Below are 14,085 nucleotides of genomic sequence, written 5' to 3' on the forward strand. Positions count from 1 at the left end.
GTATGTGGACCTTGTTCAAGGCAGTCCGCTGGATCATCACCGGTCTTGCACTTTGGTGGCTGTGCGGTGTGGTGTTCGAAAAGGGCACGACGGCTGACGGGGCAGTCTTAGGCCTGATGCTGTTCGGGCAGTTGGTCTTCTGGCCGCTTGCGCTGCTGTGGGGCTTGCCGTGGCTGTTCCGTCGCCGAACTCCAAAACTGAAGAAGCATAGGCCTGAAGAGTTCGAGCCCACGGTATCCCATGATCACATTGCCTTGGACGTGGGCAGGGACACTATCTGGGTTCGGGACCCCATGAAGGGCGAGCGCTATCTGCGGCGGTCTGAAGTGCTCGCCATCCGCACTGGGGAATACAACTACAAAGGGGTAGTCACTCATCGCCTGGAAGTCCAGGTGCGGGACGTTGTTCACCCGCTCTGGCTGGTTCCTTTCGTGCGCCACTCTGACCGTTGGCTAAAGAGCACAGCGGTCAACGAGGCTGAGAGGGATGAGTGGTTCGCAAGGATAAAGGCCTGGCTATCTTGAGGGTAGCTCGCTCCTACTCCGATAGCCCAAAGACTAGTGGTTGGGGCGCGGCATCCCGGATCGCTGGGCAGCGACGCATTCTTGGGGCGTCATTGCTCGGCAATTCGCCGAGCTAAAGATCAAGTTCCGGTGCTCTCAAGGAGGTGCATAGGCTGGACAGCGTCAGGAATGGCGAGGCTGTCAGAGAAGAACATCGCCTCCGCGCCTTTATATCTGTCCTGTGCGCTATAGCTCAATCCGTAAACGATGCTTCTGAAATTCCTATACATTCCATGGATGGGCTCAGCATTGTCGTAGGAAACTATCCAGTTCTTACTTTTAAGTCTCGATACCCGCTTGGAGATCTTTACATGATCTTCATGCTTGTAGTGATGCAGGTAGAGGTCACTGCCTTTCACGTAGTAAGGAGGGTCTAAGTAAATTAGGCTTTTTGCGGGGAGTCTTGGGGAGACTAGGTCAATAAACTTGATGGCATCCAGTTGGTGGAATTCAATCCGATCTCGCACACGCGCTATCGCGTGAATGCGACGGATAAGGTCTGGCTTGTTGAATCGGGCGTCAAGCTTCCATTTGCCGGACTGTGATTTTCCACCAATCACCCCGGCCCCCAGAATTCCAGAACGATTTGTGCGGTTTAAAAAGAATGTGGAAAACCCGAGTTCCAAGTCGCCGTGCTCAGAAGTGTTGTTTTGAATATTCTTCTGGCGATGCCACTCCTCAATCGTGACGTTCGTGTTTTGAATGAGCGCGCAAATGCTATCGGTATTTTCCAGGATGGATCGCCAAAAGGCAGAGACGCCATCGCTAATATCGTTTATGTAAACTTTTTTGGCGTATTCTTGGAGGACTAGTTCCATGGCAACTGCAGCGCCGCCGGCATAAGGTTCGACATACGCACCATCAACTAGCTCGTTAGCTTCCATGATGCTCTTTACGTAGGGAGCTAGCTTGCCTTTACCGCCAGGATAACGCAGTGGTGTGTAAAATGATGGTCGTGGTTCGCTCTTCATTTCATCATGCCCAAATCTTAGTGAACGCTACCTGGACTTCTGACCAGCCGGAGCGCAGTTCGGAAGAGGTTGGCAGCGAATATTTGCTATGAATTATGCCATGCAGTCGATCAATGCTCAAAGCCTTATTTGGGTTCGATGCAAGGGCGCGGAATTCTTGGAGGTCGCGCTTCGTTGCGCCATTTTGCTGCAGATCTGCAGCCACGCTCTCTAGTTTCTGTTTTAGGCTCAGATCGCTGTTGTATTTGGGGACTTTATTTTCAGATCCGTAATGGTCCAGAGATAGTTCAAGGAATACTCTGAACGATGCCGCAATTGCCACTGGGTAGTTATCAAGCGGAAGCTTTCTCAGTTCCTTGCACATCTGCTGAAGTTTGTGATCATTGATGTTCAGCGGGCACTGAGAGTTGGGTGGGATGAGAGTTTTTCTGTCGATCAGAGACTTACTCTTGGAGCCTGCTCCAGATTTCGATGCTGCCTTTTTGCTTTGTGCCGAGAGCTGGTCGAGCGGCTCTAGTGTTCCCGTGCGCTTGTTGAGGTCGGGCAACGCTGATCCAAGTGAGTCTAGGTATTTGATTCGATCATCCTTCCCCTTGATCTTACTGACACGAACCTTCTTCAGCCCGATGTCCGATATTATTTTCTTGAGCGGCTTTATCAGTTCTGATTGCGGCAGGTCCGAAAGGAATTCGCCATTCTCAAATACAAGGCCGAGACGTTCGCGGACTTCAGGTGTTCCAAGCAAGCGATCCAAGTTTGTGATGGGGAAGCGCTCGAGAGCAGCATCCTCCTCATCTGAGAGTTTTCCTGCGGTGCGAACAAATTCCAGAACTTTGAGGGAATTTGTATGGCCTCGATAGCGGGCTGTCGCAATGCCGTCCCAATCCACTACACCTCTGCCGTCATTTGCGCCTGTATGAATAGCTTCAATCCAGTGCCTTGCCTCCTCCTCGTCCCTGCATACAGAAACGTCAATAGGCTGAACGTCGGATGGAGTGAAAGACTTCGCAAGATTTCGCAACCGGCGGGCGGTAATGTCACCCACGCCATCCATGCCATCAAGCACGGAAGGATTGGAAAGGACCCTCAGGGCTGCTAGACGCCTGTTCCCATCCAAGGCGATGTAGGTGGAGCTTTTCTTTCCGGGGGCCTTCATTACGAGCATGCGATGTGCCGGGCTCAATCCGTTAAGGACGATATCCTCGGCTAGATTAACCAGCTTGATCCCCTGATTAACTACTATCTTCTCAAGTGCCTCTCGCTGGCTGCTAAGCCCCGCGAATCGTGGGTTCTTGAGGTCGAGTTCTAGTTCGTCAATGTTGAGTTCTAGTGTGCTACTCATTCTTCCCCCTGGAAATTAATGTGGCTACTGAAGTGCAGGTAAGTGCCTGGTCGCCGCCAATCATTGCCTTTGCGCGTTTCCTCTGATGATATGTTGGGCGTTGACTCGTCGGATTTCAACAAGAATTCAACGGGCGTCCATCATGGTCTTCTGGGCAATTGACGTTTCCGGGCAGATGAGTTTGCCGTTCGTTGCTTGGCTCTCAGGTGCGCCTTCTTTAGTGCCGTTAGAGCTTGGCCTGCCTGATAGAGCGGCAATGTCGTGGGGACTGGCAGCGAAGCGACCGCTGCCGCTCGAGCTTGGAGGGTAGGGGTGTCTACATACGTGCCGAGTTCGCCTGGCAGATGAACTTTGTGTCCTGTGATCGCGGCAATGATCGAACTCAGCACTCCGGCGTAGTGCAGCCTTGTGCTTGCAGTGTGCCTGAACGAATGAAACCCCATACCAGGCGTCATCATCTTCAGGCTCGTCAAGTAGGCGCGGAATTGATCGCCTAGCGCATCGCCGTAGCCTGCCTTCTTGTTCCAAGGCAGGTGCGGGAAAAGTCGCTCATGGCCCGACTGCGCTACATCTTCGACGTAAGCTAAGAAGCCTGCCTCCAACAAGCGCGGGTGGAGCGGGATGAAGCGCAAAGAGTTTGCGTTTTTCAGCTTTTGATCCCGCCGGCCCGCACGAATGTGGATGCCCCAAATGCCATTCACCTCGGCCACATCGTCGGCATAGAGTTGCCCGAGCTCGTTGACCCGTGCCCCAGTGCCCGCTGCTAGCAGGACTCCCCAGTATCGATCAGGCCGCTCCTCTGACCAGGGAAGGAACTTCTCCATATCGAAGAGTTGGTTGATTTCCTCAATGCTGAAGGGGCGACGGGGGAGCGTGGCGACTGCGGTGGCCGAGCTCTGGCGCTTAATTCCATCGAGCGGCGAACGTGTGAGCAGTCCACCGGCTACTTGTGCATTGAGGAAGCTGGCCAGTCGGTCACGATGTTTGCCTAGAGTCCGATCAGACAGGCCCGCGATAACGAGCCCTTTGGTGCGTTGTTGCTTCACCTTGGCGATGATTTGCGCGGCGCTCAGGCCTTTGTATTCTGCTTTCTTGCGCGCATTGCTCGGCCAGTCATGAAGCCCATTTAGGAAGGCGCGCACTTGGGTCTCCCCCACTTGCGACATGAGCAGGTCGAGCCCTGCTATTTCGCGGAAGATGGTGAGCGTGTTTTCACTGTCGAGCAGGTTGCCTGGCGATGTCTTAGCGTTCCTAAGGTCTTCCAGGTAGAGATCAACACGCTTTTTCAGGGTGTCCCCGGCTCCGGGCAGCGGTGAACTTTGGGCAAAGCCTGAGCTCGCGAGTCCCTTGATGGTGTCCAGCAGAGCTTTGGCGTCCTCGCGTCCATTCACCTGTAGGTCGGTCAATCTCGCGCCGTTAGGCAGCTCAATGTTCCCGGTCCAGCGGTCAATGGTTCCCGTCAACGCTCTCAGCAGGGCGTCCCGATCCTTCTCGGTCATTGGGCTGCGTCTCATGCGGTCGAATGCCTGAGAGAGTGCCACAGCGGCGCTTGCGGCTGTAAGACGCATCAGATCGATTGAAGCAGGGGGCAGGCGTCGCACCAGATAGCGGGAGCCGACAAGAGGCTGCAGATCCGTAGGCACAAAAAAACGGACGTATAGCCCGCTCGGTCTGCGCAGAAAAAATGGCTTTGGCACGGAGTGATACCTACTTTGATACCTGCAGACAGGCTCAGTTCGTGTATCACTCCGATGCCAAAACCCTTGCAAAATCAGCCACTTAGTGATAGATTTTGCAAGCAGTTGGTGGAGGTGGGCGGAATTGAACCGCCGTCCGAAGGCACTCCATCCCCAGCACTACATGCTTAGCTCGCCGTTAAATCTCGTCCCCGAACAGCACGGCGTGCAAAGCGCATCCGGGAACCAGCCTGTTGTGTTCTAGTGCCGGACTGACAGGCAGCCGCCCAGCGCGATTCCATGATAATGACTCTACGCTGCGAGCATGGACACAAGCAGTTTCGAGGCTCCGCCTAAGTCGGCAGAAGGTCACGCACCGCAGTTTTTAGGCTGCGAGAGCGACCGGAGCGTAGTTGTCGTCGTTGGCAACTAGAGTTTTGCAGCTGGATTTACGAGGAAAGCTACCCCCTCGGCATGCGCCAGGCGACTTCACAACCCCCGTCGAAACCAATGCACCCCCGGTTTCTACAGTGCTGCAAGGTACAGGGCCAATTCCGTGTCGCCACGGTCAGGGCCTGCCCAACGTTGGCAATGCTACGGCAAAACAGCTGAACAGTCACCTTGGCAATCCTCAGGAAGTTGTAGTGCGGCTGGCATAGCGGATTGGTAACTTCATTGGCACGAATTTGCGACACACTGGCGACGACCATCCAGGCTAGAGCAGACACGGAGACGGTGGGTGACTGAGGCAAGCCAACAACGCAGCCTGCGACAGCTGGTCGGACCGGTCGGTGCCGATTATCAGCGGCGCGCGCTGCCCCCCGGCTGGGTCTGGGCGCTGCTGGGGCTGCTGCTCGCAGCCACCTGGCTGACCGAGCTGCCGGCAACGGCGGCGGCGGCGCTGGTGGCCAGCGCGGTGGTGGTGCACTGGGCGCAGCGCGGTCGCATCCATTGGTTGGGGTGGCGGCTGCCGGGCCTGGCGGTGCTGGCGGCCCTGCTGTGGGGGCCGGAGGTGTTGTCGCAGTGGTTCGAGCACGGCCTGGCCGTGGTGCTGATGTCGCTGGCCAGTTTGAGCATCGGCGTGCATGTGTGGCAGTCGAGGCAGGTCGCCAGGCAGCTGCAGGTCGCGGCCGACGCGCTGGACGATGCGCAGTTGCTGGCGCTGCTGCCACCCGATGCGGCGCAGCTGGCACAGCGGTGGCGCGCGGGCGATGAGCGCCACGCGCCGGAACTGGCGGTGGTGATGCACCTGGCGGTGATGCACGCGGCGCTGGTACCGCGGATGCGGAAGCTGGGCGCGCTGGCCGGTTGAGCCGCTTGTAGAGTCGAGCCTGCTCGACTGATTCTTGTCCAAGCCGAGCATGGCCCGGCTCTACAGAAGGCCAAGGCAGTCGAGCAAGCTCGACTCTACGGGGGCATGCGCAACCGCTTACGCGTCGCGGTTGCCGCGACGCATCACGCGCTGCTTCTCGATCGCCCAGTCGCGGTCCTTGGCGGCATCGCGCTTGTCGTGGGTCTGCTTGCCCTTGGCCAGCGCGACTTCGAGCTTGATCTTGTTCTTGCTCCAGTACATCGCGGTGGGCACGATCGTGTAGCCATCGCGCTCGACCTTGCCAACCAGCTTGTCGATCTCGCTCCGGTGCAGCAGCAGCTTGCGCTCGCGCCGGTCGTTGGCCACCACATGGGTCGAGGCCTGGATCAACGGGGTGATCTGCGCGCCGATCAGGAAGATCTCTCCATCCTTGACGTAGGCGTAGGCGTCGACGATGTTGCCGCGGCCGTCACGGATCGATTTCACTTCCCAGCCCTGCAGGGCCAGGCCGGCTTCGAAGCGATCCTCGATGTGGTACTCGTGGCGGGCACGCTTGTTCAGCGCGATGGTCTTGTTGGCCGTCGCGCTCTTTGCTTTATCCTTGCCGCTGTTCTTGCTCATTTCCGTATTGTCTCCGATTCGGGCCCGCCCGGTCGATTGCCGAAACGTCCTGTATTCATGCCTACTATCCGCCGCAGCGCCCTGGTCGAACATTCGGCCGCGCGCATGTTCGACCTGGTCAACGATGTCCAGGCCTATCCGCGCCGTTTCCGCTGGTGTTCGGCCGCCCAGATCCTGGAGCAGGGCGAAGACCGGCTGGTGGCGCGCCTGGACCTGGGCCTGGGCTCGTTCAGCACCTGGTTCCAGACCGAAAACACCCTGCAGCGCCCGCACAGCATCGACATGCAGCTGCGCGATGGCCCGTTCAAGCAACTGCACGGCCGCTGGGAATTCCATGCGCTGGCCGAGGATGCCTGCAAGGTCACTCTGACCCTGGAGTTCGAGCCCAGTTCGCGCCTGCTGGGCCCGGCCCTGGCGATCGGCTTCCAGGGCCTGGCCGATCGGATGGTCAACGATTTCGTCCGCGTCGCCGACGAGGGCTGAGCGATGATCGAGGTCGAGGTGGTGCTGGCCTGGCCGCAGCGGGTGCTGTCGCGCCGGCTGCAGCTGGAAGAGGGCGCGACCGTGGCCGATGCCATTGCCGCCGCCGCGCTGGACGGCACTGCCGGATGCCCGGCGATGGCGGTGCATGGCGTGCTGGCGCGCCCGCAGCAGGTGTTGCTGGAAGGCGACCGCATCGAGCTGCTACGCCCGTTGCTGGCCGACCCCAAGGACAACCGCCGGCGGCGCGCGCTCGGCGGTTGATGCCCGCGCCCGTCCGAGTGGACGGGCAGGGCGCCTCAGCGGCCCTTCTTCTTCTTGTCCTTCGGCAGGTTGCGGCCGAACTGGCGCACGGTCTGCTGGGCCAGGGCCTTGTCGTTGCCCGGGAAGTAGTCGCCTTCCCAGCGGGTCACGGTGTCGTTGTCGAAGAACACGACGAAATTCTTCACCTCGGTACGGCCCAGGCGGTTCACGCGCTGGCTGGAGGTGTAGTCCCAGCGCTGGGCGTGGAACGGGTCGGGGATGGACGGGGTGCCCAGCAGCGCGGTGACCTGCTGCTTGCTCTGCCCGACCTGCAGCTTGGCCACGGCATCTTCCCGGATCAGGTTGCCCTGATAGATGGGTTGCTTGTAGATGATGCCGCACCCGGTGGTGGACAGGGCGACGGCGGCGACCAACAGAAGATTGCGCATCGGGACTGGCGGTTGGGGAAATCAAACCGATGATACACTCCCGGCGTGCCACCGCGACCCAATCCGAGGCAGCTGGCGCTAAATCGCCAATGAACGGAGACCTATGGAAACCCACGACCTGCGTAAAGTCGGCCTGAAGGTGACCCATCCGCGGATGCGGATCCTGGCGCTGCTCGAGCAGCGCAATGCCCAGCACCACATGACCGCCGAAGACATCTACCGCCAGCTGCTGGAGCATGGTGACGAGATCGGCCTGGCCACGGTCTACCGGGTGCTGACCCAGTTCGAGGCTGCCGGCCTCGTGCTCAAGCACAATTTCGAAGGCGGCCAGGCCGTCTACGAGCTGGACCGCGGCGGCCACCACGACCACATGGTCGACGTGGACAGCGGCAAGATCATCGAGTTTGAAAGCCACGAGATCGAAGAGCTGCAGCGCAAGATCGCGGCCGATCACGGCTACGAGCTGGAAGAGCACTCGCTGGTGCTGTACGTGCGCAAGAAGCGCAAGTAAGCCGTTCCGGCCAGCCGGACGCGACAGAACCCCGGGCTTGCCCGGGGTTTTTCGTTGTTCACAGTAGATCCACGCCATGCGTGGACGGCCCCATCAGCACCTCCAGATCCACCGCCTCGGCCATCGCCTGGTTGCCGGCATCGCCCGGATGCAGGTGGTCGCCGGAGTCGTAGGCGGCGGCCATCCGTGACGGATCGGCCGGGTCGCGCAGGGCCGTGTCCAGATCGATCACCGCGTCGAACGGGCTGCGTGTGCGCAGCCAGGTGTTGAGCTGTTGGCGCAGCGCCTCCTTGCCGGGCTGGTAGTAGTCGTCCAGCGGCGTGCCGGGCAGGGCGCCGGCGAAGGGCGGCAGGGTGGCGCCCAGGATGCGCAGTCCGCGCCGATGGGCCTGTTCGGCCAGCGCCCGATAGCCGTCCTGCAGCTCGGCCAGCGTAGGACGCGCCTGTTGCCGGGCGAAGGCGGTGCCGGGCCAGCTGATGTCGTTGATGCCGATCAGCACGATCACGCTGGCCACGCCGGGCTGATCCAATGCATCGCGCTGCAGGCGGGCCAGAACCGACTCGCCCATGCCGTCACGCAGCAGCCGGCCGCCGGAGATGCCAGCGTTGACCACCGCGACGCCTCGGGGTGCCAGCCGCGCGGCCAGATGGTCGGTCCAGCGCTGGTCCTGGTCGAGGCTGGCGGTGGCGCCGTCAGTGATCGAGTCGCCGATCACCACCACGCTGCGTGCGCCGGGTGCGGCCTCGACTTCAATCCCGGTCAGGAACAGGCGTGCGGTGGTGGGGGTGGCTCGATCCAGGTCGCGCGCCAGGCTCTGGTTGCCGCCGGCGATCCAACTGGTCTGGCGGCCGTCCCAGTGGAAGGTCTGCAGCGGCGTCGGCCCCGGCACGAAAACGCTGACCTGCAGGGCCTGCTGATTGCCGGTGGGCAGTGCCAGCGGATCGCTCAGCCGTTCCTGGCCCGCGCCGATCAGCACGCCGGGCTGGCCGTCGAAGTGGAGCGGCCGTGGTGCCGCGCCCGGTCGTGCGGCCACGCTGGCCGCTCCTATCCGCAGCGGCTGCGTGCCGTAGGCATTGCTCAACCTTACCCGCAGGCGCGGCCCGCCCAGGCTGATGCGCGCGGCCTGGCGGAAGGTCTGGTCGTGCAGCGATGCCGGGATCAGGGCCGGGAACAGGAAGTCTGCGCCCCACACCGGTTGCGGGCTGGCCTGCCAGCTGGCCACCCAGTGCGGGGCAGGGGTTGCGCTGGCGGCGCCGGACAGGGCGAGCAGGGTGCTGGCAGCGAGCTTGCGGAGGCGGTCCATGGAGCGATTCCGGGGAAAGGAGCCGCCATGGTGATTCCGCCCTCATCTGTGAACTAGACTGCGCATGGACAATCATCTGTGAACTGGATTCATCGCCATGGCGCGACCCGACATCAACCGATCCGGCGAACTGGAAGTCTTCGTGCGGGTGATCGAGACCGGTGGCTTTTCCGCGGCCGCCCGCACCCTGGACATGACCCCGTCGGCGGTCAGCAAGCTGGTGGCGCGGCTGGAACAGCGGCTGGGCACCCGCCTGCTGCAGCGGTCCACCCGCCAGCTGCAGCTGACCCCGGAAGGCTGCGCGTTCTACGAGCGCGGCCTGCGCGTGCTGGCCGACCTGGAGGAAGCCGAGCGCTGTGCCAGCGCCCACGCCGAGCCGCGCGGGCGGCTGCGGGTCAATTCCAACGTGCCGTTCGGCCAGCACTTCCTGTTGCCGCTGCTGCCGGCGTTCCTCGAGCGCAACCCGCAGGTGGGGGTGGACCTGACGCTCAATGACGAGGTAATCGACCTGCTTGAGCAGCGCACCGACGTGGCGGTGCGCGCCGGCCCGCTGAAGAGTTCCAGCCTGGTGGCGCGGCGATTGGGCGCGACGCGGATGATGATCGTGGCCGCACCGGCCTACGCGCAGCGGCACGGCCTGCCGGCCAGCGACGAGGAGCTGCAGGCGCACAACCGCCTGGACATCGGCCATGCGCGGGCGATGCAGGGCTGGCCGCTGCTGCAGGATGGTCGTGAGCGCATGCTGCTGCCCAGCGGCAACGCCCGTGCCAGCAATGGCGATGCGCTGCGCCAACTGGTGCTGGGCGGGCTGGGCATGGCGCGGCTGGCCGCGTTCCAGGTGCAGGCCGACATCGCCGCCGGGCGGCTGCTGCCGGTGCTGGAAGAGGCCAATCCCGGTGACCTGGAGGAGGTGCACGCGGTGTTCCTGGGGCAGGGCGGCTACCTGCCGCTGCGAGTGCGCGCGTTCCTCGATTTCCTGGTGGAAAACGTCGATCTGACGCAGCCACGGGGGTAGTGCCGGCCGCTGGCCGGCAACCTCACGATCTTCGCCGACCCGCATCGGGCTGCCGGCCAGCGGCCGGCACTACCGTGTGGAAGCCGAGCATGGGCTCGGCCGGCGTCAGACCTGCAGCAGCTTGCGCGCGGCGGCGCGCGCTTCCTTGCTCACTTCCACGCCGCCGAGCATGCGCGCCAGTTCTTCCTCGCGTGCCTTGCTGTCCAGCTTCTCCACCGCACTCTGGGTCATGCCTTCCACCGGCGCCTTGCTCACCCGGTAATGCGCGTGGCCCTTGGAGGCGACCTGCGGCAGGTGGGTCACGCACAACACCTGGCGCTTCTCGCCCAGCGCGCGCAGCTTCTGGCCGACGATGTCGGCCACCGCGCCGCCGATGCCGGAGTCGACTTCGTCGAATACCATGGTCGGCACCGCATCCAGGTCCAGCGCCGCCACTTCGATGGCCAGCGAGATGCGCGACAGTTCACCGCCCGAGGCGACCTTGCGCAGGGCGCGCGGCGGCTGGCCGGCATTGGCCGCGACCAGGAACTCCACGCGCTCGGCACCCTGCGGATCGGGCTTGCCGTTGTCCTGCGGCTCCAGTTCGATCAGGAACTGGCCGCCGCCCATGCCCAGCTCGGCGATGATGCCGGTGGTGGTGGCCGACAGTTCGGCGGCGGCACCGCGACGGCTGGCGGTCAGTACTTCGGCCTGTACGCGCCAGGCGGCGGCGGCCTTGTCGATCTCGCCGGCCAGGCGCTGCAGGCGCTCGTCGGCGCCGCGCAACTGTTCCACTTCGGCATGCATGCGTTCGCGCTGCGCGCCCAGCTCGTCCATCGGCACGCGATGCTTGCGCGCCAGGTCGTGCAGGCGGCCGAGGCGCCGCTCGTTCTCTTCGAACTGCTCGGGGTCGGCGTCGAGGTCGTCATGCACGCGGTCCAGCAGCGAAAGGGCTTCGTGCAGCTGGATCGAGGCATTCTCGATCAGGCCGTCCACCTCGCCCAGGCGCGGGTCATGTTCGATCAGGCGCGACAGCTCGTGGCGCACCTGCTGCAGCAGGTCCAGCGCGGAACTGCCGTCGTCGCCGTTGAGCTGGTTGCTGGCTGCCTGGCAGGCGGTCAGCAGGGCGCTGGCATGGGCCTGGCGGCGGTGGCTGGCGCCGAGCGCGGCGATCGACTCCGGTTCCAGGTCCTCGCGGTCCAGTTCGCGCAGCTGGTGCTCCAGGAAGCCGATCCGGTCACTCACGTCGCCCTGTTGCGACAGCGCCAGTGATTCGTCGACCAGTGCCTGCCACGCGGCGGCGGCGCGGCGCACCTGGCGGCGCGCGTCCTCGTTGCGGGCGTAGGCATCGAGCAGGGCCAGCTGCGACGGACGGGTCAGCAACGCCTGTTGTTCATGCTGGCCATGGATCTCCACCAGCAGCGCGGCCAGGTCGGCCAGCTGTGCGAGGGTGACCGGACGGCCATTGATCCAGGACCGCGAGCCGCCGTCGGCGCGGATCACGCGGCGCAGCTGGCACTGATCTTCATCGTCCAGCTCGTTGTCGGCCAGCCACTGGCGCGCGGCCTGCAGCTGGTCCAGCGCGAACTCGGCGGAAAGCTCGGCGCGGGCCGCGCCATGGCGGACCACGCCGCTGTCGGCGCGCAGGCCGGACAGGAAGCCCAGCGCGTCGACCATCAGCGACTTGCCGGCGCCGGTCTCGCCTGAAACCACGGTCATGCCGGGCCCGAACTCCAGTTCGGTGGCGCGGACGACGGCGAAATCCTTGATCGAAAGATGTCTGAGCATGGGTAAGAGGTATCAGCAGCCGCGCAACGCTAGCACGCGGGCGAGGGAGGTCCAATGACTTGCCAAGGGGATGCGCCGCCATTATCTAGTGTCCGTGTCTCACAGGTTGATTCCATGCACGGTTCTCCCGACCAGCTTGCCCCGCGTGCGCGCCATCTGCTGCGCACGCTGATCGCGCGTTACATCCAGGACGGCGAGCCGGTCGGCTCGCAGACGCTGGCGCGTGTGGCCGGCCTGGAGGTCAGCCCGGCCACCATCCGCAACATCCTCGGTGACCTGGAGGACCTGGGGCTGCTGGCCTCGCCGCATACCTCGGCCGGGCGCATTCCGACCGCGCATGGCTACCGGGTGTTCGTCGACAGCCTGTTGCAGATGCAGCCGCCGGGGGAGGGCGAACTGGCCCGCCTGCGCCAGGAGCTGGCCGGGGGCGGCAGCACCCAGGCCCTGCTGGGCAGCGCCTCGGAGCTGCTGTCGGCGATGAGCCACTTCGTCGGCGTGGTCAGCGCGCCACGGCGCGAGCAGTTCGCCTTCCGCCAGATCGATTTCGTGGCGCTGGACGGGCGCAGGGTGCTGGCGATCCTGGTGTTCGCCGACAACGAGGTACAAAACCGGGTCATCGAGACCCGCCAGGAGTTCGCGCCGGGGCAGCTGGAACAGGTCGCCAACTACCTCAACGCCCATTTCGCCGGGCTGCCGATGGCCGAGATCCGCACCCGCCTGCTGCTGGAGCTGCGCGACGCCCGTTCCGAACTGGAGCAGCTGCTGGCGCACAGCATCGAGCTGGCCGAGCAGGCCCTGCAGCCAGCGGCCGACGACATGCTGGTGGCCGGCCAGACCCGGCTGATGGGCGTGCAGGACCTGTCCGACCTGGAGCGCCTGCGCGAGCTGTTCGAGCTGTTCTCCAGCAAGCGCGAGATCCTGCAGCTGCTGGAGCGGACCATCCAGGCCCCGGGCGTGCGCATCTTCATCGGCGAGGAGACCGGAATGATGCCGCTGCAGGGCGTTTCGCTGGTCACGGCCCCCTATACCGCCAACGGCCAGGTGCTGGGCGTGCTGGGCGTGATCGGGCCCAAGCGCATGGCCTACGACCGCATGATCCCGCTGGTCCAGGCCACCGCTGATGTGCTGGGCGCGGCCTTTTCGCCGGCCGGTCGCACGCCGGGGACATCCGACGCTTGAAACGCAGCATCCCGCCCACACTAGGGTGGGTGGAGGCGGAGATTGACCGCCAGGGACCCAGACATGAACCACGAACATCCAGATATCGAATCCCAGCAGACCGCCGCCGATGCGGCCGCCACCGCCGGCGTCAACGACGAACTGGAGCGCCTGCGCGCCGAAGTTGAACAGGTCAGGGCCGATGCGCTGCGTGAGCGCGCCGACCTGGAGAACCAGCGCAAGCGCGTCGCCCGTGACATCGAGCAGGCCCGCAAGTTCGCCAACGAGAAGCTGCTGGGCGAGCTGCTGCCGGTATTCGACAGCCTGGATGCCGGCCTCAAGGCCGCCGGCGATGATCCGCACCCGCTGCGCGAGGGCCTGGAGCTGACCTACAAGCAGCTGCTGAAGGTCGCCGCCGACAACGGCCTGGTCCTGCTGGACCCGACCGGCCAGCCGTTCAACCCGGAACACCACCAGGCCATCAGCCAGGTTCCGACCCCGGGCGCCGCCCCCGGCACCGTGGTGACCGTGTTCCAGAAGGGCTACCTGCTCAACGAGCGCCTGCTGCGGCCGGCGCTGGTGGTGGTGGCCGCCGACTGACGGCAGCGCCGGGCCTTGCCCGGCAACGTTTTCCAGGCGCTGAACACAGCGTTCGGCAGATGGCTTGAATGTTC

General features: G+C 63.4%; 15 protein-coding genes and 1 other RNA gene. 8 read left to right on the forward strand and 8 right to left on the reverse strand.

All coding sequences use genetic code 11. The annotated features are described in order from the left end of the window. The first annotated feature begins 2 nt into the window (after positions 1-2). Positions 3-524, forward strand: coding sequence for a hypothetical protein (locus N7590_RS01475; RefSeq protein WP_049441674.1), 522 nt, complete (start codon positions 3-5; stop codon positions 522-524). A gap of 119 nt (positions 525-643) precedes the next feature. Here N7590_RS01475 and N7590_RS01480 read toward each other — a convergent pair whose 3' ends face one another. The 4 genes from N7590_RS01480 to ssrA form a co-directional block, all read right to left on the reverse strand. Beyond that, the gene (locus N7590_RS01480; protein ID WP_049441673.1) at positions 644-1,534 is read right to left on the reverse strand and encodes a DNA adenine methylase; all 891 of its coding nucleotides are present in this window, start codon (positions 1,532-1,534) and stop codon (positions 644-646) included. A 4-nt stretch (positions 1,535-1,538) separates the two neighbouring features. Beyond that, on the reverse strand, positions 1,539-2,876 hold the full coding sequence (locus N7590_RS01485; RefSeq protein WP_148708648.1) for a hypothetical protein: 1,338 nt from the start codon (positions 2,874-2,876) through the stop codon (positions 1,539-1,541). A 140-nt stretch (positions 2,877-3,016) separates the two neighbouring features. After that, positions 3,017-4,375, reverse strand: a complete 1,359-nt coding sequence (locus N7590_RS01490) for a site-specific integrase (protein WP_239683754.1) — start codon at positions 4,373-4,375, stop codon at positions 3,017-3,019. Positions 4,376-4,679: 304 nt separating this feature from the next. Further along, positions 4,680-5,072, reverse strand: a transfer-messenger RNA (tmRNA) gene (gene ssrA / locus N7590_RS01495). A gap of 219 nt (positions 5,073-5,291) precedes the next feature. Between ssrA and N7590_RS01500 the strand changes: the two genes are divergently transcribed. Next, on the forward strand, positions 5,292-5,864 hold the full coding sequence (locus N7590_RS01500; protein WP_053449486.1) for a hypothetical protein: 573 nt from the start codon (positions 5,292-5,294) through the stop codon (positions 5,862-5,864). Positions 5,865-5,981: 117 nt separating this feature from the next. Here the strand turns inward: N7590_RS01500 and smpB are convergent, their stop codons facing one another. Further along, positions 5,982-6,485, reverse strand: a complete 504-nt coding sequence (gene smpB / locus N7590_RS01505; RefSeq protein ID WP_164241850.1) for an SsrA-binding protein SmpB — start codon at positions 6,483-6,485, stop codon at positions 5,982-5,984. Positions 6,486-6,542: 57 nt separating this feature from the next. Between smpB and N7590_RS01510 the strand changes: the two genes are divergently transcribed. Then, positions 6,543-6,968 (forward strand): type II toxin-antitoxin system RatA family toxin, encoded by a 426-nt coding sequence (locus N7590_RS01510; RefSeq protein WP_032959119.1) that lies wholly within the window; start codon positions 6,543-6,545, stop codon positions 6,966-6,968. A 3-nt stretch (positions 6,969-6,971) separates the two neighbouring features. Beyond that, on the forward strand, positions 6,972-7,229 hold the full coding sequence (locus N7590_RS01515; protein WP_164241851.1) for an RnfH family protein: 258 nt from the start codon (positions 6,972-6,974) through the stop codon (positions 7,227-7,229). Positions 7,230-7,264: 35 nt separating this feature from the next. Here the strand turns inward: N7590_RS01515 and bamE are convergent, their stop codons facing one another. Then, complete coding sequence (gene bamE, locus N7590_RS01520) at positions 7,265-7,657, reverse strand: outer membrane protein assembly factor BamE (protein WP_006434042.1); 393 nt, start codon at positions 7,655-7,657, stop codon at positions 7,265-7,267. Positions 7,658-7,760: 103 nt separating this feature from the next. On the opposite strand from bamE, the gene fur reads away from it, so the two are divergent. Beyond that, positions 7,761-8,168 carry a ferric iron uptake transcriptional regulator gene (gene fur / locus N7590_RS01525; protein WP_005409235.1) on the forward strand — a complete coding sequence of 136 codons (408 nt, stop codon included), beginning with the start codon at positions 7,761-7,763 and terminating at the stop codon, positions 8,166-8,168. 58 nt (positions 8,169-8,226) lie between these two features. Here fur and N7590_RS01530 read toward each other — a convergent pair whose 3' ends face one another. Next, complete coding sequence (locus tag N7590_RS01530; RefSeq protein WP_053510741.1) at positions 8,227-9,471, reverse strand: SGNH/GDSL hydrolase family protein; 1,245 nt, start codon at positions 9,469-9,471, stop codon at positions 8,227-8,229. A 97-nt stretch (positions 9,472-9,568) separates the two neighbouring features. On the opposite strand from N7590_RS01530, the gene N7590_RS01535 reads away from it, so the two are divergent. Continuing rightward, positions 9,569-10,486: a LysR family transcriptional regulator gene (locus tag N7590_RS01535; RefSeq protein ID WP_164241852.1), complete on the forward strand. Its 918-nt coding sequence runs from the start codon at positions 9,569-9,571 to the stop codon at positions 10,484-10,486. A gap of 105 nt (positions 10,487-10,591) precedes the next feature. Here the strand turns inward: N7590_RS01535 and recN are convergent, their stop codons facing one another. Next, positions 10,592-12,253 carry a DNA repair protein RecN gene (gene recN / locus N7590_RS01540; protein WP_053449489.1) on the reverse strand — a complete coding sequence of 554 codons (1,662 nt, stop codon included), beginning with the start codon at positions 12,251-12,253 and terminating at the stop codon, positions 10,592-10,594. Between the two features lie 114 nt (positions 12,254-12,367). On the opposite strand from recN, the gene hrcA reads away from it, so the two are divergent. Together hrcA and grpE are read left to right on the forward strand one after the other, a co-directional pair. Further along, positions 12,368-13,432 (forward strand): heat-inducible transcriptional repressor HrcA, encoded by a 1,065-nt coding sequence (gene hrcA / locus N7590_RS01545; protein WP_008266321.1) that lies wholly within the window; start codon positions 12,368-12,370, stop codon positions 13,430-13,432. Positions 13,433-13,495: 63 nt separating this feature from the next. Further along, positions 13,496-14,011 carry a nucleotide exchange factor GrpE gene (gene grpE / locus N7590_RS01550; protein WP_006434173.1) on the forward strand — a complete coding sequence of 172 codons (516 nt, stop codon included), beginning with the start codon at positions 13,496-13,498 and terminating at the stop codon, positions 14,009-14,011. Positions 14,012-14,085: the final 74 nt, after the last annotated feature.

The sequence above is a fragment of the Stenotrophomonas sp. GD04024 genome, assembly GCF_029837545.1.
Classification (GTDB): domain Bacteria; phylum Pseudomonadota; class Gammaproteobacteria; order Xanthomonadales; family Xanthomonadaceae; genus Stenotrophomonas; species Stenotrophomonas forensis.